At 72.2% G+C, this 19811-nt stretch carries 20 protein-coding genes and 1 pseudogene; 9 read left to right on the forward strand and 12 right to left on the reverse strand.

What is annotated here, in order from left to right; genetic code table 11:
- Nucleotides 1-7: 7 nt before the first annotated feature.
- From ACWEOZ_RS12630 to ACWEOZ_RS12645, 4 genes are read right to left on the reverse strand one after another with little or no spacing between them, the layout of a single operon-like run.
- The gene (locus ACWEOZ_RS12630; RefSeq protein ID WP_451910845.1) at nt 8-637 is read right to left on the reverse strand and encodes a hypothetical protein; all 630 of its coding nucleotides are present in this window, start codon (nt 635-637) and stop codon (nt 8-10) included.
- On the reverse strand, nt 616-1980 hold the full coding sequence (locus ACWEOZ_RS12635; RefSeq protein WP_451910846.1) for a hypothetical protein: 1365 nt from the start codon (nt 1978-1980) through the stop codon (nt 616-618). Before ACWEOZ_RS12635 ends, ACWEOZ_RS12630 begins: the two co-directional genes overlap by 22 nt.
- Nucleotides 1977-2318 carry a type VII secretion target gene (locus ACWEOZ_RS12640; protein WP_451910847.1) on the reverse strand — a complete coding sequence of 114 codons (342 nt, stop codon included), beginning with the start codon at nt 2316-2318 and terminating at the stop codon, nt 1977-1979. Before ACWEOZ_RS12640 ends, ACWEOZ_RS12635 begins: the two co-directional genes overlap by 4 nt.
- Nucleotides 2305-2712 (reverse strand): YbaB/EbfC family nucleoid-associated protein, encoded by a 408-nt coding sequence (locus tag ACWEOZ_RS12645; protein ID WP_451910848.1) that lies wholly within the window; start codon nt 2710-2712, stop codon nt 2305-2307. The genes ACWEOZ_RS12640 and ACWEOZ_RS12645 overlap by 14 nt, the downstream gene beginning before the upstream one ends.
- A gap of 130 nt (nt 2713-2842) precedes the next feature.
- On the opposite strand from ACWEOZ_RS12645, the gene ACWEOZ_RS12650 reads away from it, so the two are divergent.
- The 7 genes from ACWEOZ_RS12650 to ACWEOZ_RS12680 are packed head-to-tail and all read left to right on the forward strand — an operon-like array spanning nt 2843 to nt 11799.
- Nucleotides 2843-3691: a MurR/RpiR family transcriptional regulator gene (locus ACWEOZ_RS12650; RefSeq protein WP_451910849.1), complete on the forward strand. Its 849-nt coding sequence runs from the start codon at nt 2843-2845 to the stop codon at nt 3689-3691.
- Nucleotides 3692-3702: 11 nt separating this feature from the next.
- On the forward strand, nt 3703-5343 hold the full coding sequence (gene hutU / locus ACWEOZ_RS12655; protein WP_451910850.1) for a urocanate hydratase: 1641 nt from the start codon (nt 3703-3705) through the stop codon (nt 5341-5343).
- On the forward strand, nt 5340-6518 hold the full coding sequence (locus tag ACWEOZ_RS12660; RefSeq protein ID WP_451910851.1) for an allantoate amidohydrolase: 1179 nt from the start codon (nt 5340-5342) through the stop codon (nt 6516-6518). The genes hutU and ACWEOZ_RS12660 overlap by 4 nt, the downstream gene beginning before the upstream one ends.
- A complete protein-coding gene (locus tag ACWEOZ_RS12665) occupies nt 6515-7798 on the forward strand; it encodes a formimidoylglutamate deiminase (protein WP_451910852.1) in 1284 nt (427 codons plus the stop codon). Before ACWEOZ_RS12660 ends, ACWEOZ_RS12665 begins: the two co-directional genes overlap by 4 nt.
- Nucleotides 7795-8943: an imidazolonepropionase gene (gene hutI, locus ACWEOZ_RS12670; RefSeq protein ID WP_451910853.1), complete on the forward strand. Its 1149-nt coding sequence runs from the start codon at nt 7795-7797 to the stop codon at nt 8941-8943. The genes ACWEOZ_RS12665 and hutI overlap by 4 nt, the downstream gene beginning before the upstream one ends.
- On the forward strand, nt 8940-10475 hold the full coding sequence (hutH, locus tag ACWEOZ_RS12675; RefSeq protein WP_451910854.1) for a histidine ammonia-lyase: 1536 nt from the start codon (nt 8940-8942) through the stop codon (nt 10473-10475). The genes hutI and hutH overlap by 4 nt, the downstream gene beginning before the upstream one ends.
- A gap of 10 nt (nt 10476-10485) precedes the next feature.
- Nucleotides 10486-11799 carry an FAD-dependent oxidoreductase gene (locus ACWEOZ_RS12680; RefSeq protein WP_451910855.1) on the forward strand — a complete coding sequence of 438 codons (1314 nt, stop codon included), beginning with the start codon at nt 10486-10488 and terminating at the stop codon, nt 11797-11799.
- Here ACWEOZ_RS12680 and ACWEOZ_RS12685 read toward each other — a convergent pair.
- Nucleotides 11796-13055, reverse strand: a complete 1260-nt coding sequence (locus ACWEOZ_RS12685) for a hypothetical protein (RefSeq protein ID WP_451910856.1) — start codon at nt 13053-13055, stop codon at nt 11796-11798. The genes ACWEOZ_RS12680 and ACWEOZ_RS12685 overlap by 4 nt on opposite strands.
- Nucleotides 13056-13160: 105 nt before the next feature.
- Here ACWEOZ_RS12685 and ACWEOZ_RS12690 point away from each other — a divergent pair, with 105 nt between their 5' ends.
- Nucleotides 13161-13673: a hypothetical protein gene (locus tag ACWEOZ_RS12690; RefSeq protein ID WP_451910857.1), complete on the forward strand. Its 513-nt coding sequence runs from the start codon at nt 13161-13163 to the stop codon at nt 13671-13673.
- 19 nt (nt 13674-13692) lie between these two features.
- Here the strand turns inward: ACWEOZ_RS12690 and rdgB are convergent, their stop codons facing one another.
- The 4 genes from rdgB to ACWEOZ_RS12710 all read right to left on the reverse strand — a co-directional run bounded on the left by rdgB (nt 13693) and on the right by ACWEOZ_RS12710 (nt 17121).
- Nucleotides 13693-14307, reverse strand: a complete 615-nt coding sequence (rdgB, locus tag ACWEOZ_RS12695; RefSeq protein ID WP_451910858.1) for an RdgB/HAM1 family non-canonical purine NTP pyrophosphatase — start codon at nt 14305-14307, stop codon at nt 13693-13695.
- On the reverse strand, nt 14304-15032 hold the full coding sequence (gene rph, locus ACWEOZ_RS12700; RefSeq protein ID WP_451910859.1) for a ribonuclease PH: 729 nt from the start codon (nt 15030-15032) through the stop codon (nt 14304-14306). The genes rdgB and rph overlap by 4 nt, the downstream gene beginning before the upstream one ends.
- 24 nt (nt 15033-15056) lie before the next feature.
- Nucleotides 15057-16313, reverse strand: coding sequence for a glycosyltransferase (locus ACWEOZ_RS12705; RefSeq protein WP_451910860.1), 1257 nt, complete (start codon nt 16311-16313; stop codon nt 15057-15059).
- A gap of 61 nt (nt 16314-16374) precedes the next feature.
- Nucleotides 16375-17121, reverse strand: coding sequence for an MBL fold metallo-hydrolase (locus ACWEOZ_RS12710; protein WP_451910861.1), 747 nt, complete (start codon nt 17119-17121; stop codon nt 16375-16377).
- Nucleotides 17122-17456: 335 nt separating this feature from the next.
- Between ACWEOZ_RS12710 and ACWEOZ_RS12715 the strand changes: the two genes are divergently transcribed.
- Nucleotides 17457-17846 carry a hypothetical protein gene (locus ACWEOZ_RS12715; protein WP_451910862.1) on the forward strand — a complete coding sequence of 130 codons (390 nt, stop codon included), beginning with the start codon at nt 17457-17459 and terminating at the stop codon, nt 17844-17846.
- 51 nt (nt 17847-17897) lie between these two features.
- Here ACWEOZ_RS12715 and ACWEOZ_RS12720 read toward each other — a convergent pair whose 3' ends face one another.
- The 3 genes and pseudogenes from ACWEOZ_RS12720 to ACWEOZ_RS12730 all read right to left on the reverse strand — a co-directional run bounded on the left by ACWEOZ_RS12720 (nt 17898) and on the right by ACWEOZ_RS12730 (nt 19752).
- On the reverse strand, nt 17898-18863 hold the full coding sequence (locus tag ACWEOZ_RS12720) for a PLP-dependent cysteine synthase family protein (RefSeq protein ID WP_360555206.1): 966 nt from the start codon (nt 18861-18863) through the stop codon (nt 17898-17900).
- A gap of 4 nt (nt 18864-18867) precedes the next feature.
- Nucleotides 18868-19182 (reverse strand): MoaD/ThiS family protein, encoded by a 315-nt coding sequence (locus ACWEOZ_RS12725; RefSeq protein WP_360828883.1) that lies wholly within the window; start codon nt 19180-19182, stop codon nt 18868-18870.
- Between the two features lie 67 nt (nt 19183-19249).
- A pseudogene (locus tag ACWEOZ_RS12730) lies at nt 19250-19752 on the reverse strand (Mov34/MPN/PAD-1 family protein).
- Nucleotides 19753-19811 lie beyond the last annotated feature (59 nt).

Genomic DNA, 19811 nt, shown 5'->3' on the forward strand with positions numbered 1-19811 from the left:
CGACCCCCTAGATCGCGACGATCTCACCTTCGCGGAGGCGGGCCAGCTCGCGGAAGTGATCGATGACGTCGGCCGGGGCAGTGTCACCGCGGTACAGCAGCGCGAAGGTCGTCGACCTGGGGTCGACCGAGCCCATCAGGGCGACGACCTCGCCGGTGCGCAGCTGCAGGATCAGCACAGGCAGTTTGGCCTCGCCGGCCGGCACATGGTCGAACGGGCGGCCGACAGCACCGTTGAGCTGGTGGGCGGGGAGTTTGATCGTGGCGATCGCGGTGGCGTCACCGAAGGACGGCCACTCGGTCACGTCGAGTTTGTGGAACTTCGGGCGCGGCCAGGGGCGGCTTTCCTCGAGCAGGTGCTGCACGCGGCGCAGGAAGTCGAGCAGTTCGGGCTCGGTGAACCGTTGGCTCATCTCGGCCGTCTGCGGATGCAGCGCGCCCGCCCGCAACGTCAGGTCGATGGCCTCAGCGAAGTCGGCCACCGGGGTCGAGTACGGTCGGCCGTCGATCATGTTGGAGACCATGCGGGCGGCGGTCGCGTCACTCAGGTCGGGAGCGCCGTCGATCGGGTACAGCAGCTGGTTCATGATGCCGCGCGTGTCGTCGAGGTCCATGGTCATCGTCTGTTGCCGCCCCATCCGTACTGTGCGAAGTCGGGATCGGTGATCATTCCCTGATCCCGCAGGCTCTGAAGTGCGATGTCGTTCTGCTCGGCCTTCGGCATGTAGTGCCCGCTCTGGTCGGTCATCGCCACCAGCTTGCCGTTGCGCACCTCGATCTCGCCCGCGCCGACCACCGGCTGGCCGCCGAGCAGCGACGAGTGGTGGATACGGCCGGGATCCTGATCGAGGGTCGCGTAGAGATTACCGCTGTCGTCCATGACGAAGATCGCGCGGCCGTCACCGGACCAGTGCGTGATGCCGCGGGCGGTGTCGAACAGGCTGCCGTCGGCGGCGCTGCGCAGGTTTCCTTCGCCGTCGACGAACACCCGGTGCGCTTCCCGTTCGGCCTCGTCCATGTAGTGCACGGTTTTCGGCGCGAAGGCGCGGTTCGGGTTGTTCGGATCGTTCTCGCCGACGTATCGCGACCCGAGGTGCGCGTCGGCGGGCAGGTCGCCGGTGGCCCGGGGAGGTGGCGGTGGGTCACCCTCGCGCCAGCCGCGGCCCGGCCCCACGTCCGGTCCGTCGCCGCCCTTGCCGCCTCCCCCGGTGACCTTGCTGAGCAGCCGGGCCAGTTCGTCCTTGAGGCCGGCGAGGATCTCGCCCAGCGAGTTGACCTTCGGCAGCAGCCGGCGGAGGCTGTTGAGCAGGCCCCGGATGAACGTCTGGATCTTGTCGACCCATTTCGCGACCAGCGCGGCGACCTGGCCGATGACGACCGGGGTGGCGATGCCGAGAGTCAGCCCGGCCTCGGCCAGCCACTGCGGCAGACGGGCGGCCAGGGTGGCGACGAACTGCGCGATGAGATCCCGGACGATGCCCCTGACCAGCCCGACGAGCAGGCCGGCCCCCTCGACGGCGTAGGAGATGCCGCCGGCGGCCGACGAGATGCCCTGCATCACCTGGGCGGCCGCGCCGGCGTGCTGCCGGTACGCGTCTCCGGAGCCGCCCTTCCAGTGAGCGATCTCCTGGCTGAGCGCATCCACGTACCGGGTCTGCGCATCGGCGGTGAACTTGGAGACGTTCCGCCAGGTCGTCGCGTGCGCGGCGATCGCGTCGGGGTTGCCGGCCAGCCAGTCCAGCGCCTCTTTGAGCGGCCGGACGTGTTCCATCAGCCACGACACGCCCCAGGACACCAGCGATCCGAGCGGGTCGATGACCAGGCCGAGAATGTCGAGGCTGCCGCCGACTCCACCGAGCGTTCCGTCGACCCAGCTGTTGTCGTGAATGCCGCTGGACACCTGCGCGGCGCTCTCGACCAGGCCCAGTCCGGTGTACCAGGTGGTGGAGCTCTGTTCCGCTGCGACCAGGGGGTTCGTCACAGCGGCAACTCGATCGCCGGGTGTTTGCCGTCACCCGCCTTGGTGATCCGCTGACTGCTGGCGGTGTCGGTCGCCGACATGTCCGCCGCGGTGGTGCGCAGGTTCGCCGCCGTCTCGTTCAGGACGTCGACGGTCTTGTGGAGAGCGTCGAGGCCCAGGCCGAAGACGGGGCTCAGGATGCCGGGCAGGAACTGACACAGCTGCCCGTACGCGCCGGTGTCCATGGCGACCTCGTGCACCGCGCCGCGGGCGGTCTCCATGGCGTCGGACACGCTGTCGACGGTGCCGGCATGTCGTTGAACCTCGTAGGCCGGGAACTGGACCTCATCCGCGGCCATGACCGGGCTCCTGATCGTCGTCGCGCTCCGGTGCCGGGAACCGCGACTCGAACGAATGGATCACGGCCCGGCCGGTCTCGGAGTCGGACCCGACCGTCTGCTCGACGTGGGCGGAGACCCGGACAGCCAACTGCGCCTGGGCGTCCCGCATCACGGCCATGATGTGGCGGGACAGTTCAGGCCCTGGCACCCGATCCACCCGATCGGTCAGCTCGAGCGACTCCACCTGCCCGGAGGATCCGACCGTCACCTTGATCGATCCGTCGCGGCTCTCCGCGCTTGCGGTGAGCGCCGCGACCCGTCGCGACAGCTCCGCGGCCCGTTCCGCCTGCGCGCTGACGCTTGCCGTCCAGCTGTCCAGCCAGTCCTCAGCGGCGTCGATGTCGTACGACATGGAATCCCTTCCCCGTATCGAAGGCCTGCACAGGGTAGCCACCACTGTCAGGTGTCCGGCGACGCGGTACAACGGGCCAATCAGTGCCCGGGGCTAGCGCTCTGAAAGTTTTTATGCATACTCTGCTGGGGTGAATGACGGAGCGGCCAGGACAGCCGAGCGCGTGGTGGATCTCTTCCAGGGCGCCCGGCTCACCCCGACGCAGCGGCGGATCGCGCACAGCCTCGTGCAGCATGCGCCGTCCGCGGCCTATCTCTCCGCCGCCGAGGTCGCCGAGCTGGCCGGGGTGAGCCAGCCGTCGGTCACCCGGTTCGCCATGGCCCTGGGTTATGCCGGCTATCCCGCGCTGCGGCGCGAGCTGCGCGCCCTGGTCGGGGTGGGCACCGCCCCGGCCGACAGCGGGGACAACCCCGTGCAGCGGGCCCTGCGGGCCGAGACCCAGCACCTGGAACGCATGGCCGACCAGTTGAGCAGCCTCGACGCGGTCCAGCAGGCCGCCCGGCTGCTCGCGGCCAGCCGCCCGCTGCCGGTGCTGGGGCTGCGCGCCGCGGGGCCGCTCGCGGCGTACTTCGGCTACTTCGCCGCCAAGGTGCAGCCGGACGTCCGGGTGCTCGACGACGGCGGCACGATGCTGCTGGATCGGCTCGATCAGGCCCGCGCGGCCGGCGCGACCGCGATGCTGGCGATTGTGCTGCCACGCTATCCGCGGGAAACCCTGGAGGCGATCCGCGAGGCCCGGGCCACCGGCCTGGCCGTCGTCGCGCTCACCGACTCGGCGGTGAGCCCGGCCGCCGCGCACGCCGACGTGGTGCTGCCCGCCCCGGTCGGCACCCAGCTGGTGTTCGACCTGCACACCGGGCCGATGGCCATGGCGATGGTGCTGCTCCAGGCGATGTGCGACGCCGCGCCCGAGCAGGCCCAGCGCCGCCTGGAGGAGTTCGAGGCGACCGCCTCCCGCCGCCACATCTTCGAAGCGTGAAGGAGTTCGGTATGTCAGTGCGAGCGCCGCGGGGCACCACCCGTACCGCCAAGGGGTGGCCGCAGGAGGCCGCCAAGCGGATGTTGCTCAACAACCTCGACCCCGACGTGGCCGAGCGTCCCGACGACCTGGTCGTCTACGGCGGTACCGGGCGCGCCGCCCGGAACTGGCCGTCGTTGCACGCGATCGTCCGGGAACTGGACGTGCTGGCCGACGACGAGACGCTGCTGGTGCAGTCGGGCAAGCCGGTCGGGGTGTTCCGCACCCACGAGTGGGCGCCGCGGGTGCTGCTGGCCAACTCCAACCTCGTCGGGGACTGGGCGACCTGGCCGGAGTTCCGCCGGCTGGAGCAGCTCGGCCTGACCATGTACGGCCAGATGACCGCCGGCTCCTGGATCTACATCGGCACCCAGGGCATCCTGCAGGGCACCTACGAGACGTTCGCGGCCGTGGCGGCCAAGCGGTTCGGCGGCGACCTGGCCGGCACGGTGACGCTGACCGCCGGCTGCGGCGGCATGGGTGGCGCCCAGCCGCTCGCGGTCACCATGAACGGCGGCGTCTGCCTGATCGTGGACGTCGACGAGTCGCGGCTGCGGCGCCGGGTCAAGGACCGCTACCTGGACACGGTGGCGACCGACCTGGACGACGCGGTCCGGCAGGCCGAGGCGGCCAGGCGGGACCGGCAGGCGGTCAGCATCGGGGTCGTCGGCAACGCCGCCGAGGTGTTCCCCGAGCTGCTGCTCCGGGGCGTGGCGATCGACATCGTCACCGACCAGACCAGCGCGCACGACCCGCTGAGCTACGTGCCGATCGGCATCGACCCCGGCGACGCCGCCGACTATGCGGCGGCCAAGCCGGAGGAGTTCACCGATCGGGCCCGGGAGAGCATGGCGCGGCACGTCGAGGCGATGGTCGGCTTCCTCGACGCCGGCGCCGAGGTGTTCGACTACGGCAACTCCATTCGCGGCGAGGCGCAGCTCGGCGGGTACGACCGGGCGTTCGCGTTCCCCGGGTTCGTGCCCGCGTACATCCGGCCGTTGTTCGCCGAGGGCAAGGGGCCGTTCCGCTGGGCCGCGCTGTCCGGCGACCCGGCCGACATCGCCGCCACCGACCGGGCCGTGCTGGAGCTGTTCCCGGACAACGAGCCGCTGGCCCGGTGGATCCGGCTGGCCGGCGAGCGGGTCGCGTTCCAGGGGCTGCCGGCCCGGATCTGCTGGCTCGGCTACGGCGAGCGCGACAAGGCCGGGGTGCGGTTCAACGACATGGTGGCGCGCGGCGAGGTCTCCGCACCGCTGGTCATCGGGCGCGACCACCTCGACGCGGGGTCGGTGGCCTCGCCGTACCGGGAGACCGAGGCGATGCTGGACGGCTCGGACGCGATCGCCGACTGGCCGCTGTTGAACGCGATGATCAACACGGCGAGCGGGGCGAGCTGGGTGTCCATCCATCACGGCGGTGGCGTCGGCATCGGCCGGTCGATCCACGCCGGGCAGGTCTGCGTGGCCGACGGCACCGCCCTGGCCGGGCAGAAGATCGAGCGGGTCCTCACCAACGACCCGGGCATGGGCGTGATCCGGCACGTCGACGCGGGCTACGAGTCCGCCGCCGCGGCCTCCGTGCACATCCCCATGCAGAACAAGGACAAGCAATGACCGCGGCCTTCCCGCGGCTCTGGGCCGAGATCGCGCCCATCGGCCTGGACCGCAGCGGCGGTTATCTGCGGTACGCCCTGAGCGACCCCGAGCTGATCCTGCGCGACTGGTTCCGCAACCAGGCCGACCGCCGCGACATGACGGTCACCGACGACGGCAACGGCAACCTGTTCGCCTGGTGGGGACGGCAGTGGGGCCCCGGCACCGTGCTGACCGGCTCGCACTTCGACTCGGTCCCGCACGGCGGCGGCTACGACGGCCCGCTCGGCATCGTCAGCGCGTTCCTGGCCGTCGACCGGCTCCGGGCCGCGGGCGTCACCCCGGCGCGACCGATCGGCGTGGCCGCGTTCGTCGAGGAGGAGGGTGGCCGCTTCGGCCTGCCCTGCCTCGGTTCGCGGCTGCTGACCGGCGCGATCGACCCGGACGCGGCCGCCGCGCTGTGCGACGCCGACGGGGTGACCTTCGGCGAGGCGCTGGGGGGCCGCCCGGCCGGGGCGCTGCCCGCGCTGGCGAGCCGGGTCGGCGCCGTCGTGGAGCTGCACATCGAGCAGGGCCGGGCGCTGGAGGTGCCGGTCGGTGTCGCGAGCGCGATCTGGCCGCACGGCCGCTGGCGGCTGGACTTCACCGGCCACGGCGACCACGCCGGCACCACCCGGATGGCCGACCGGCACGACCCGATGCTGACCTTCGCGGCCACCGTGCTCGCGGCCAACGAGGAGGCCCGGCTGGCCGGGGCGCTGGCCACCATCGCCCGCGTCTCGGTGCAGCCCAACGCCACCAACGCGATCCCGTCGCTCGTACGGGCCTGGCTCGACGCCCGGGCGGCGGACACAGGCACCATGGACCGGCTGGTCGAGACCATCGTCAAGCGGGCGGTCGAGCGCGCGGCCGGCGACGGTACGCAGGTCAGCGTCGAACCGGAATCAGCCTCCCCCGAGGTCGCGTTCGACACCACGCTGGCGTCCCGGCTGTCCACGTTGCTGGGTGACGCACCGATCCTGCCGACCGGCGCCGGTCACGACGCCGGGGTGCTGTCGGCGCACGTGCCGACCGCGATGCTCTTCGTCCGCAACCCGACCGGCGTCTCGCACTCGCCGGCCGAGCACGCCACCGACGCCGACTGCACGGCCGGCGTCGAGGCGCTGGCCACCGTGCTCGGGGAGCTCGCGGCATGACGTACTTCGCGCAGTACGCCTGGGTCGGCGGGACGGTCGCGCGCGATGTCCGCATCGAGATCGAGGACGGGCGCTTCACCGCCGTCACGCCCGGCGCGGCGCCCACCGGCACTCTGCTGCCCGGTCTCGTGCTGCCCGGGCTGGCCAACGCGCACTCGCACGCGTTCCACCGGGCTCTGCGCGGTCGCACCCACGGTGACCGCGGCAGTTTCTGGACCTGGCGCGAGCGGATGTACGAGGTGGCCGGGCGGCTCGACCCGGACAGCTACTTCACCCTGGCCCGGGCGGTCTACGGCGAGATGGCCCTGGCCGGGATCACCTGCGTGGGCGAGTTCCACTACCTGCACCACGGCCCGGACGGCACGCCCTACGCCGACCCGAACGCGATGGGTCACGCGTTGATCGAGGCGGCCCGGGAAGCCGGCATCCGCATCACGCTGCTCGACGCTGTCTATTTGACGTCCGGTGTGGACGGTGAGCCGCTCGAAGGTGTGCAGCGCCGCTTCGGCGACGGCGACTACGACGGCTGGGCCGCACGTTTCGACGGGCTGCGCGCGTCCGCGGGCGTGAAGATCGGCGCGGCTCTCCACTCGGTGCGCGCGGTGCCCGTCGACGGGATGGCGACGTTCGCGCACCGCACCGACGGGCTGCCGGTGCACGTCCACCTCTCGGAGCAGCGCGCCGAGAACGAGCAGTGTCAGGCCGTGCACGGCTGCTCGCCGGCCGAGCTGCTCGACAGCATGGGCGTCTGGCAGCCCATGACGACCGCGGTGCACGCCACCCACCTGTCCCCCGCCGACCTGGAGATCCTCGGCGACCAGCACGTCTGCCTGTGCCCGAGCACCGAACGCGATCTGGCCGACGGCATCGGGCCGGCCCGGGCGCTGGCCGACGCGGGCGCCCGGCTCAGCTTGGGCAGCGACAGCCAGGCGGTCATCGACCTCTTCGAGGAGGCCCGCGGCGTCGAGCTGGACGAGCGGCTCGCGACCGAGCGGCGCGGTCACTTCACCGCCGCCGAGCTGCTGACCGCGGCGACGGCCACCGGTCACGCGGCGCTGGGCTGGGACGACGCCGGCACGATCGCCGCCGGCCGGCGCGCCGACCTGGTGGCGGTGTCGCTGGACAGCGTGCGTACCGCGGGCGTCGACCTGGCCGGCCTGGTCTTCGCGGCCACCGCGGCCGACGTGACCCACGTCGTCGCGGACGGCCGCCTCATCGTCGACGGCGGACGGCACACCGCGTTCGACGTCCCGGCGGCGCTGCGGGAGGCCCTGACATGAGCCTGTTGATCGGCGGCATCGGTGAGCTCGTCACCAACGATCCCGAGCTGGGTGTCCTGACCGACGCGGCCGTGGTCGTCGAGGGCGACCGGATCGCCTGGGTCGGCCCGGCCCGCGACGCGCCCGCGGCCGACGCACGCCTCGACACCGGTGGCGCCGCGGTCATCCCGGGCTTCGTGGACAGCCACGCCCACCTGGTCTTCGCGGGTGACCGGGCCGCGGAGTTCGCGGCCCGGATGAACGGCGAGCCCTACACCGGCGGGGGGATCCGCACGACCGTGGCCGCGACCCGGGCGGCGAGCGACGAGGAGTTGCTGGCCGCGGCGAGCCGGCTGGTCGGTGAGGCGCGGCGCCAGGGCACGACGACCATCGAGATCAAGAGCGGTTACGGCCTCAGCGTCGCCGAGGAGGCCCGGAGCCTGCGGATCGCCCGGCAGCTCACCGAGGAGACCACGTTCCTGGGTGCCCACGTCGTCCCGGCCGAGTACCGCGACGACCCCGACGGTTACGTGGCGCTGGTCGCCGGGGCGATGCTGACGGCTGCCGCACCGCATGCCCGATGGATCGACGTGTTCTGCGACCGGGGGGCCTTCGACGGGGACCAGACCCGGGAGGTCCTGACCGCCGGGGCGAAGGCCGGGCTGGGGCTGCGCGTGCACGCCAACCAGCTCACCGCCGGACCGGGCGTACGGCTGGCGGTCGAGCTCGGGGCCGCCAGCGCCGACCACTGCACCCATCTCAGCGACGCGGACGTGGACGCCCTGGCCGGCTCCGGCACAGTGGCGACGCTGCTGCCCGGGGCCGAGTTCTCGACCCGGTCGCCGTACCCGGATGCCCGCCGGCTGCTCGACGCCGGGGTGACCGTGGCGCTGGCGACGGACTGCAACCCCGGGTCGTCGTTCACGTCGTCGATGCCTTTCTGCCTGGCTCTCGCCGTACGGGAAATGCGCATGACGCCCGCCGAGGCCCTCTGGGCCGCGACCGCGGGCGGCGCCCGGGCCCTGCGCCGCGACGACGTCGGCGTGCTGCGGCCCGGCGCCCGCGCCGACCTGGCCGTCCTCGACGCGCCCTCGTATCTGCACCTGGCCTACCGGCCGGGTGTTCCGCTCATCAGCACAGTGCTGCACAACGGAGTGCCCCAATGACCGTCTCAGTCGAACCCACCGGCATCACCCCCGCCGATGTCCTCGCCGTCGCCCGGCACGACGCCCGCGTCGAGATCTCCGAGGCCACCTACGCGGCCATGGCCCGCAGCCGGGCCATCGTCGACAGCATCGAGGCCTCCGGCCGGCCCGTGTACGGCGTCTCGACCGGCTTCGGCGCGCTGGCCAACACCTCCATCGCCCCGGAACGCCGGGCCGAGCTGCAGCACGCGTTGATCCGCTCGCACGCCGCCGGCGTCGGCGCGCCCATGCCCCGCGAGGTGGTGCGGGCGATGATGCTGCTGCGGGTGCGCTCGCTGGCCCTGGGCCTGTCCGGGGTACGGCCGGTGCTCGCGCAGGGACTCGTCGACCTGCTCAACAACGACATCACCCCCTGGGTCCCCGAGCACGGCTCGCTGGGCGCCTCCGGTGACCTGGCGCCGCTGGCCCACTGCGCGCTGGTGCTGCTCGGCGAGGGCTGGGTGCTGGGCAAGGACGGCTCGCGGATGGCTGCCGCCGACGCCCTGCACGGCACCGGTCTGCAGCCGTTGACGCTGGCCGCCAAGGAAGGCCTGGCGCTGATCAACGGCACCGACGGCATGCTGGGGATGCTGCTGCTGGCCATCGAGGACGCCCGGCACCTGTTCACCATGGCGGACGTGACGGCCGCGCTGGCGATCGAGGCGATGCTCGGCTCCGAGCGGCCGTTCCTGCCGGAGCTGCACGCGATCCGGCCGCACCCCGGCCAGTCCGACTCGGCGGCCAACATCCACCGGCTGCTGCAGGACTCGGCGATCATGGACTCGCACCGCGACGACCTGGCCCACGCCGTGCAGGACGCGTACTCGATGCGCTGCGCGCCGCAGGTCGCCGGGGCCGCCCGCGACACGCTGGAGTTCGCGTGGACCACCGCCGGCCGCGAGCTGCGGTCCGTGGTCGACAACCCGGTCGTGCTGCCGGACGGCCGGGTCGAGTCCACCGGCAACTTCCACGGCGCACCGCTCGGCTTCGCCGCCGACTTCCTCGCCATCGCCGCCGCCGAGGTCGGGGCCATCGCCGAACGCCGGGTCGACCGGCTGCTCGACGTGACCCGCAACCGCACGCTGCCGCCGTTCCTGACCCCGGACGCCGGAGTGAACTCGGGCCTGATGATCGCCCAGTACACGGCGGCCGGGATCGTCGCGGAGAACCGGCGGCTCGCGGCGCCCGCCTCGGTCGACTCCCTGCCGACCAGCGGCATGCAGGAGGACCACGTGTCGATGGGCTGGGCCGCGACGAAGAAGCTGCGCACGGTCCTGGACAACCTGACCAGCCTGCTCGCCGTCGAGCTCCTGGCCGCGACGCGGGGCCTGCAGCTGCGCGCGCCGCTGAGCCCGTCACCGGCCGGCCGCGCGGCGGTCGCCGCCCTGGAAGGCTTCGCCGGCGAACCGGGGCCGGACGTCTTCCTGGCCCCGGTCATCGAGCAGACCCGGGCAGTCGTCGCGGACCGGGCCCTGCGCGCCGCGATCGAGGAGGCGATCGGGCCGCTGCTCTAGGCTCTCCATCATGGACGGTAGAGCAGTGGTCATCGGGGCCGGCATCGGCGGGCTCGCCGTCGCGCGGGTGCTGAGCCGGCGGTACGCGCAGGTCACGGTCCTCGACCGGGACACGCTACCGGCCGGCGGGGTGCCGCGGCGCGGGGTGCCGCAGAGCGCGCACGGGCACATCCTGCTGATCTCCGGGTTGCGGGTGCTGACCGAGCTGTTCCCCGGCCTGGGAGAGGAGCTGATCTCCCGCGGCGCCCGGCGCTTCGACCTCGGGACCGGCCTGTGCAACTACCGGTTCGGCCGCCGCCGCACCCCCGCACCGGCCGGCCAGGACCTGACCTCGGTGAGCCGGCCCCTGCTGGAGGCGGTCATCCGCGAGCGGGTCGCCACCGAGCCGGCCGTGACCATCCGCGAGGGCGTGACGGTGACCGCCCTGCTCGGGGCCGCCGACGCGGTCACCGGGGTGGTGCTGGACACCGGCGAGAGCATGGCCGCCGACCTCGTCGTCGACTGCTCCGGACGCAACAGCCGCTCGGACCGGTGGCTCGGCGAGCTCGGCCTGCCGGCACCACGACAGCTCGAGGTGGAGATCGGCGTCGCGTACACCACCCGGGTCTATCGGCGCGGGCCCGGCCAGCTGGAGGGCTGGGAGGCGGCGCTGGTGCTGCCCGAGCCGCCGCACGAGAAGAAGGCCGGGCTGGTGCTGCCCATCGAGGACGACCGGTGGCTGGTCGCGGTCGGCGGCTGGCACGTCGACCCGGTGCCCAGCGACGTGGCGAGCTTCGAGGCGTACGCCCGGAGCCTGCCCGACCCGATCATCGCCGACCTGATCGCGCAGGCCGAGCCGCTCGGTGAGCCGCTCCCGTTCCGGTTCCGGTCCAGCCGCCGCCGGCTCTTCGAGGAGCTGGACCGGGTCCCGGCCGGATACCTGACCGTGGGCGACGCCGTGTGCAGCTTCAACCCGATCTACGGGCAGGGCATGACGGTCGCCGCGATGGCGGCCGGCGCGCTCGGCGAGACCCTGGACCGGCACGGCGCCGCGACGACCGCTGCCGCCCGCGAGTACTACCGGACCGCCGCGGAGTTGATCGCGGTCCCGTGGCGGTTCGCGGTCGGCAACGACTTCGCGTATCCGCAGACCGCCGGGCCGCGACCGCCCGGGGTCCGCCTCACCAACTGGTATTCCAAGCGGCTCGCCGTCGCCTCGCAGTCGTCGGCCGAGCTCAGCCGGATCTACCTCGGCGTGCAACAACTGCTCATGCCGCCGAGCGAGTTGCTGCGCCCGGGCGTGGTCATTCAGGCCCTGAGGCACGGCGGCCGGCGCGGCGCCTAGCGCGGGATGGCCGTGCGGACCACCAGCACCCGGTCGGTGCGCTCGTCGTCGGTGAACGCCCGCGCCAGGTAAAGCCAGTCGCCGTGCACCGCGGCCGCGTCGGCGTGACCGGCCGCGGTGGCCAGCGACCCGTCCGGCCGGATCTGCAGCACCTCGGTCGTGCCGGTGGCGGCGTCCCGCCGCTTCCTTGACTGGACGAGCAGGTCACGCTGCCGGCCGGTGGCGTCGCCGGTCCAGTCGAACCTTCTCGGCAGGTCGTCCGCGCCGGTGCGGTAGCTGGTCACGTACACGTTGCCGCGGTCGTCGGTCACCAGGCTGGCGTTGCTCTCGCCGCGCTGGCCGGTGCGGCTGCCCCGGAGCCAGACCGACGCCTGCGCCGCTCGGCCGCGGTCGGCGAACGGCTTCTCCGGATCGTCGACGGCCCCGTCGAGGCCGCCGGCGGCGACGTTGCCGATCACCTCGTGCGCGGAACCGTCCGCGCGGACCGCGACGACGCTGCGCCGGCCCGGGCCGGCGTACAGGGTGCCGTCGGCGCCGATCGCGATCGGGTCGTTCAGGCCGCCCTCCAGGGCGATCTGCGTGGCCGGGGTGCCGTCCGGGAAACCGCCCTCCCGGGTACGCGCGGAGCGCCACTGCCGCGCGGTGAGCCCGGCCAGGTCCCGCCCCAGCACTGTTCTGACCGTGCCGCCGTCGACCGTACGGATCAGCTGGTGGGTCGTCGGGTCGTTGCGTTCCTCGGCGAAGTACATCCGGTTGTCCGGCCCGACCGCGACACCGTGCAGATACCGCAGGTAGGCACCGTCCGCCGCGGCACCGTCGGCCGGCGGCTTGCGGTCGCCCCGGTAGGTGTTCCGGTCGATGCCGAGCCGCCGGGTGGCCTTGCCCTCCGGCGTGATCTGCCAGACGCCGCCCTCGCCGTTCCACAGCGCGACGTAGACGGCCCCGTCCGGACCGGCCGTCATCTGGCTCACGTACTCGGCTCTGAAGCCGGGCACCGGCACATGGGACAGCTTGCCGTCCTGCACCGTCCACATGGTGGCGACCGCGTTGTACTCGGTCAGCACCCGCAGCGTCCCGGCCCGGTCGACCGTCATGTCCACCAGCCGGCCGTCGATGAACGCGTCCGCGGCCGGGCCACCGTCGGCCTCGCCGCCGCCGGCCACCAGCTCCACTGTCTGTGCCGACGTGCCGCCCGGCGTGCACCCGGCAGCGGCCAGTAGCAGTGCGGCCGCGACACCCATCCCCCATTTGGTCACGGCGGCATAGTAGAGGGCTGCACCAGGAAGGGGCATGCAGTGATCGATTTGGACCAGCCGGCTCAGAACGGCGCTCCGGCAGGTCGCTGGCGCCGGCTCGCCACCGTGCGGACGCTGGTCGCGGTCGTGGTGGGGTCGTTTCTGGCCGGCCTGGTACTGGGCGGTGTCGCGACCTACATCGGGTGGTATCGGCCGTTGGCGGCTTCGGTGGAACGGACGGATCAGGCCGCCTGGTCCACGGTCTCAGTGCTGCTCTTCGCTGAGGACGGCCTGACGACGGTGGACGAGCAGCGGCGGGTACGCATCGAAGCCCAGGTCACGGTGGTCAATGCCGGTCCGGAGACGATCGACGTCCGTGCCGTCCGTGCCGTCCGCGTCGACCAGCCGGGCGTCACCGTACGCAGTCCCGAGAAAGAACGTCCGGTCGCGCCGGGTATGACGTTGCCCGTCGACGTGGTGGTCGAGTGGAACTGCGCCGTGGATCCGCCCGCGGAACTCATTGCTGCCATCAGCGTGGAGACAGGGGACGAGCAGGTCCGGGAAATGGTGCCGGTGCCGGTCCACGGTACGCAGTGGTTCGAGAGCGGGCGCAAGGGTTGCGCCCGCTCCACACCCTGAACGTTTCGTGGCCACGGCCCTAGCGGGGAAGCTCCTTGGCGATGACCTTGGCCAGCTCACGGAACGCCTTGCCGCGATGGCTGATCGCGTCCTTCTCGTCGGCGCTCAGCTCCGCGTTGGTGCGGCTCTGGCCCTCCCCGAGGAAGATCGGGTCGTAGCCGAAACCGCCGGTGCCGCGCCGCGAGCGCAGGATCTGGCCGCGCTGCTTACCCTCGACCAGGTGCTCACGGCCGTTGGGCAGCACCAGCACGGCCGCGCAGACGAAGGCGCCGCCGCGGTGCTCGTCCGGGACGTCGCCGATCTGCGCGAGCACCAGATCGAGGTTGGCCTGGTCGTCGCCGTGGCCACCGGCCCAGCGGGCGCTGAAGACGCCGGGCATGCCGTTGAGCGCGTCCACGGCCAGCCCGGAGTCGTCCGCCACCGTCGGCAGGCCGGTGCGCGAAGCACCCTCGCGGGCCTTGATCAGCGCGTTCTCGCCGAAGGTGAGGCCGGTCTCGGGCACATCCGGATAGTCCGGGAAGTCACCCAGCCCGACCAGCTCGACGCCGCCGGAGCCGAGCGCGTTGTCGAGGATGCGCTGGAGCTCCACCAGCTTCTTCGGGTTCGCCGTGGCGAGCAGCAGGCGGGCGCTCATGACGCCAGTGCTTTCTGCTGGGCCGCCGCCAGCTCCGCGCAACCCAGCACGCCCAGGTCGAGCAGCTGGTCGAGCTGGTCCCGGCGGAACACGTTGGCCTCGCCGGTGCCCTGCACCTCCACGAAGTCGCCGTCGCCGGTGCAGACCACGTTCATGTCCACCTCCGCGGCGACGTCCTCGAGATACATCAGGTCGAGGCGCGGCTCGCCGTCGATGACGCCGACGCTGACCGCCTGGATCGAGCGGTGCATCACCTTCTCGACCTTGCCGGCCAGCGACTTGCGGTCGGCCAGCCAGTTGACCGCGTCGTGCAGCGCGACGTAGGCGCCGGTGATGGCCGCCGTACGGGTGCCGCCGTCGGCCTGCAGCACGTCACAGTCGAGCACGATGGAATTCTCACCCAGGGCCTTGAGGTCGATGCAGGCCCGCAGGCTGCGCCCGATCAGCCGGGAGATCTCCTGGGTGCGGCCACCGACCTTGCCCTTGACGCTCTCCCGGTCGCCGCGGGTGTTCGTCGCGCGGGGCAGCATCGCGTATTCGGCGGTCACCCAGCCCAGGCCGGAGCCCTTGCGCCAGCGCGGCACACCCTCGGTCACGCTGGCGGTGCAGAGCACCCGGGTGTCGCCGAATTCGACGAGCACCGATCCCTCCGGATGAATGCTCCACCGGCGGGTGAGGGTCACGGGTCGGAGTTGGCCGGGCTCTCGGCCGTCGGGTCGCGCCATGCCAAGAGCCTAGGCTGATCGCCGCTACAGCGCGTCGCCGGGTGCCGTCGCCCAGGCACTGGAGGCGACCGCGGCGACCGCCGGCACGGCCGGTCGCAGCGACCGCTCCGGCATCGGCTGCCGGGCCACGACCGCTGAGCTGCGCGCCTGCGGCATTGCGCCGTGGGCCCGCAGGAAACCGTCGACAGCCTGCGGCCAGCCGAACAGCTCGGCGCGGGCCCGGGCGGCCGCCCGGCGCTCGTCCTCGGGACGCTCCATCAGGCCGCGCACGCCCTCGGCGAACGCCTCCGGGGTGCCGCGCACGGCCACACCGGCGTCCCCGACGACCTCGGGCAGCGCGCTGGCCGCGTTGACCACCACGGGCGTGCCGCAGGCCAGCGCCTCCAGCGCGGCGAGCCCGAAGGTCTCCACCGGGCCGGGCGCCACGGCCACGTCCGCGCTGGCCAGCAGGGCGGCGACATCGTCGCGGTCGGAGATGTGCCCGGCGAACCGCACCGGCAGGCGGGCCGCCCGATAGGCCAGCGCGGCCCGGCGGGAGCCGTCGCCGGCCAGCGCCAGCACGGCGGGCACCCGGGCCGCGCGCAACGCGGCGATGGTGTCGACGGCCAGCTCGGGGCGCTTGTCGGCGGACAGCCGGCTGCAGTAGACGACCAGCAGCTCTTCCGGGCGGGCATAACGGGCGCGGACGGCGGCGTCGGCCCGGCTCGGGTGGAACTGACGCAGGTTGACGCCGAGCGGCACCTCGACGAGGTTCGGCACGCCGAGGCGGCGGAACTCCGCCGCCGCGAAGGCGGTCGTGCAGACGATCTGGTCGAAGACCTCGGCGGTACGGCGGTTGAGCCGGTCGGCCAGCCGGTCGCGCTGCGGCATGCCCCAGACGCCCAGCAGGCCGGCCAGGGACTCGTGGGAGACCATCATCGAGCCCACCCCGCGCTCCCGGGCCCAGCGGCCGGTCCAGCGCAGCGTGGCCCGGTCGGAGACCTCGATGCGGTCCGGCTGCAGGCCGTCCAGCAGCCCGGTCAGCTCGCGCCGCCCGGCCAGCACGCGGTAGCCGCCGGTGCGCGGCACCCGGTGGCCCGGCAGCGTGATGACCCGGCCCTGCGGGGTCATCTCGTCGGAGCGCTCCCGCCCCGGCACGATCAGGATCGGCTCGTGGCCGGCCCGCAGATAGCCCTCGCCGAGATTGCGCAGCGCGGTGCGCAACCCGCCCGAACGAGGTGAGACGAAGTTCGCCAGTCGGACGATACGCAGCTTGCGTTCACCCACTGATCGACCGGTCATGCAGGGCACTCCAAGGTCACTTCGAGGTCGGTGGTCCGCTCGTGCCGTCCCCTCGGCAAGCTCAGAGATCGTAGCGGGAACCGGGTCGCACGACCTCCACCGGACCCGCGAACGCGGCCGACGCGGCCTCCACAGTAGAGGCCTCGCTGCCCCAGGCGGGAACCAGATGGGTCAGCAGCAGTTTGCCGACGTCCGCCTTGGTCGCCGCCTCTCCCGCCTCGCCGCCGGTGAGGTGCAGGTCGGGCGGGTTGACCACGCCGTCGAGGTAACTCGCCTCACACAGGAACAGGTCCGCGCCCTGGGCCAGGCGCAGCAGGGCGTCGCACGGCGCGGTGTCCGACGAGTACGCCAGCACCCGCCCGTTGTGCTCGACGCGGACGCCGTACGTCTCGATCGGGTGGTTGACGCGGTCGGCGGTCACGGTGAACGGGCCGATCGGGAACGTGCCGGGCTGCAGACCGTAGAACGTGTACACGTCGTCGACCGGCTCGTTCTCGGCACTGTAGGCAGCTGAGATGCGCTCGGCGGCGCCCATCGGGGCGTACACGGGCAGCGGCGGGAGCGGGCCGCCCGGGGCGTAGCGACGCACCACCACGTAGGTGCAGGCGTCCAGCATGTGATCGCAGTGCAGGTGGGTCAGCATGATCGCGTCGACGGCCCCGATGCCCGCGTACCGCTGCAGGGCCGACAGGGAGCCGGACCCGAAGTCGATCAGCAGCCGGAACCCCTCCGCCTCCACGAGGTAGGCCGAACAAGCCGACTCGGGGCCGGGAAAACTGCCGGCGCAGCCGAGAACGGTCAGTCGCATGCGGGTTCCTCTGGTTCACGCTCGGTCGTCCACTCGGCCAAGGCCCAAGCTCCTTGAAAGTCCTTTGCCCCCAGGGATCGGTCCTTGGTCGAAACGGCAGACCAGTCAATCACGCTGCGCAGCCTACGCCGGGACCAGCACGTCGGCTAAATGTCTGATGCATTTGTCGCGAAATCGACAACGCAGGTCACACCGGTCGTGACCTGCATCATTATCCCATCCGTTACGCCACGTGAGTCGCATTCGTTGCACACCGTGAAGGACCACCAGGGGCCAGACGGAGGAACGCAGTGGCGACGACGGGCGTGCAGGAGCCGAGACGGACTCGTGTCCCGGTGCAGGACTCTCCGGCGCCGGACCTGGTCCCGTTCGGGTGGGAACCCGGTCCGGCCGACCAGATGGACGACATCGACGGCGAGGTCTACTTCCGCTTCCCCACCCCGGACGACCCGGCGCCGGGCCCCCGACGGCTGCTGGCCATGTCCCTGTACGCGTCGCTGCTCGGCCTGGCCGGCGTCGGCATCGGCATCCGCGGCCTGGTCTCGCAGATCAGCGGCGGGGTGCCCGGCTGGTACGTGCCCGTGCTGGCCTTCTTCGGCATGGTCAGCGTGGCCCTGTCGGTCGGCGCGTTTCTCTCCATCCACCGGCGGGTGCTGCCGTGGTTGCTACTGCTGGCCGCGGCCCTGCCGCTGATCGTGGACATCATGCTCGCCGTGGCCTACTGAGCCGACTACAGCCGAGAGCAGGCGGGGCGGCACTGCCGCCCCGCCGCTTGCTCAAGCCCAGAGCTGACCCTCGAGGGCGTCCTCGGCCTCGGCCAGGGTGCCGCCGTAGGCACCGGTGGAGAGGTATTTCCAGCCGCCGTCGCACACCACGAAGGCCACGTCGGCGCGCTGACCGGCCTTGACCGCCTCGTGCGCCACGGCCAGCGCCGCGTGCAGGATCGCGCCGCTGGAGAAGCCGGCGAAGATGCCTTCGACCTCGACGAGCTGCCGGGTGCGCAGCACCGCGTCGCGGGTGCCGACCGAGAAGCGCCGGCTCAGCACGGTCGCGTCGTAGAGCTCCGGGACGTAGCCCTCGTCGATGTTGCGCAGGCCGTAGACCAGCTCGCCGTAGCGCGGCTCGGCGGCGACGATCTGGATGCCCTCGACCTTTTCCCGCAGGTAGCGGCCCGTGCCCATCAGCGTGCCGGTGGTGCCCAGGCCCGCCACGAAGTGGGTGATCGTCGGCAGGTCGTGCAGCAGCTCCGGCCCGGTCGTCTCGTAGTGGGCCCGGGCGTTGCCCGCGTTGCCGTACTGGAACAGCATGACCCAGTCGGGGTGCTCGGCCGCGATCTGCTTGGCCGTCGCGACCGCCTGGTTGGAGCCACCGGCGGCCGGCGAGAAGATGATCTCCGCGCCGTACATCCGGAGCAGCTGCACCCGCTCGGAGGAGACGTTCTCCGGCATCACGCAGACCAGGCGGTAGCCGCGCAGCTTGGCCACCATGGCGAGCGAGATGCCGGTGTTGCCGCTGGTCGGCTCGAGAATGGTGTCGCCGGGGCGCAGGCGCCCGGACTCCTCCGCCTCCCGCACCATGTACAGCGCCGGGCGGTCCTTGATGCTGCCGGTCGGGTTGCGGTCCTCCAGCTTGGCCCAGAGCCGCACCGGCGGCGCCCCCTCGGGCACCGTCGGCGACAGCCGGGGCAGGCCGACCAGCGGCGTGCCCCCGCAAGCATCCAGCAGGCTCTCGTAGCGAGCCATGGAGTTAGCGCCCCAGCAGGGCCGCTGCGGCGGCGAAGCCGAGCGCGCCGCCGGCCACGGCCGGCAGGATGGTGACGGAGTCGCCGTCGTTCAGCGGGGCGTCGAGCGCGCCGAGGAAGCGGACGTCCTCGTCGTTGACGTAGACGTTGACGAAGCGGTGCAGGCCACCCTCGGGCGTGAGCAGCCGGCCCTTGAGACCCGAGTGCTTGGTGTCCAGGTCGTCGATCAGGCCGGAGAGCGTCGCACCGGAGCCCTCGACGACCTTGGAGCCGCCGGTGTAGCTGCGCAGGATGGTGGGAACGCGAACTTCGATAGCCATGACTGTGATGCTCCTAGGAAAAGAGAAGTCGAGAGAGTTCGAGGGCAGGGTCTGCTGAGGTCGCGCGTCAGCGACACTCGTAATAGACCGACGCGGGGCTCTGCCCGAACATGTACGACTGGACGGCGTAGCCGTCCGCACTCCCACTCACGCGTCCACCGTCGCATCCACGATGTTGACCTCTTCTTCGGTCACCACACCGTCCACGATACGGAACGAGCGAATCTCCTCGGAATCCGGCTCGCGGGTCGAGACCAGCATGTAATGCGCGCCCGGCTCCCCCGCGAACGAGATGTCGGTGCGGGACGGATAGGCCTCGGTCGCGGTGTGCGAGTGGTAGATGACGACGGGTTCCTCGTCGTTGTCGTCCATCTCGCGCCAGACCCGCAACTGCTCCATCGAGTCGAACTCGTAGAACGTCATGGACCGGGCCGCGTTGTCCATCGCGATGTGCCGCGTCGGCAGGTCGCTGCCGATGGGCCCGGCGACGACACCGCAGGCCTCGTCGGGGTGGTCCCGGCGGGCGTGGGCGACGATCGCTTCGACGATCGCGCTGTCGATGGTCAGCACGTTGTTCACATTACCGTGGCTCGGCGCCGGACCGGGCGTGGCAGTGCTCACGCGCGTAC

It is taken from the genome of Actinoplanes sp. NPDC004185, assembly GCF_053603475.1.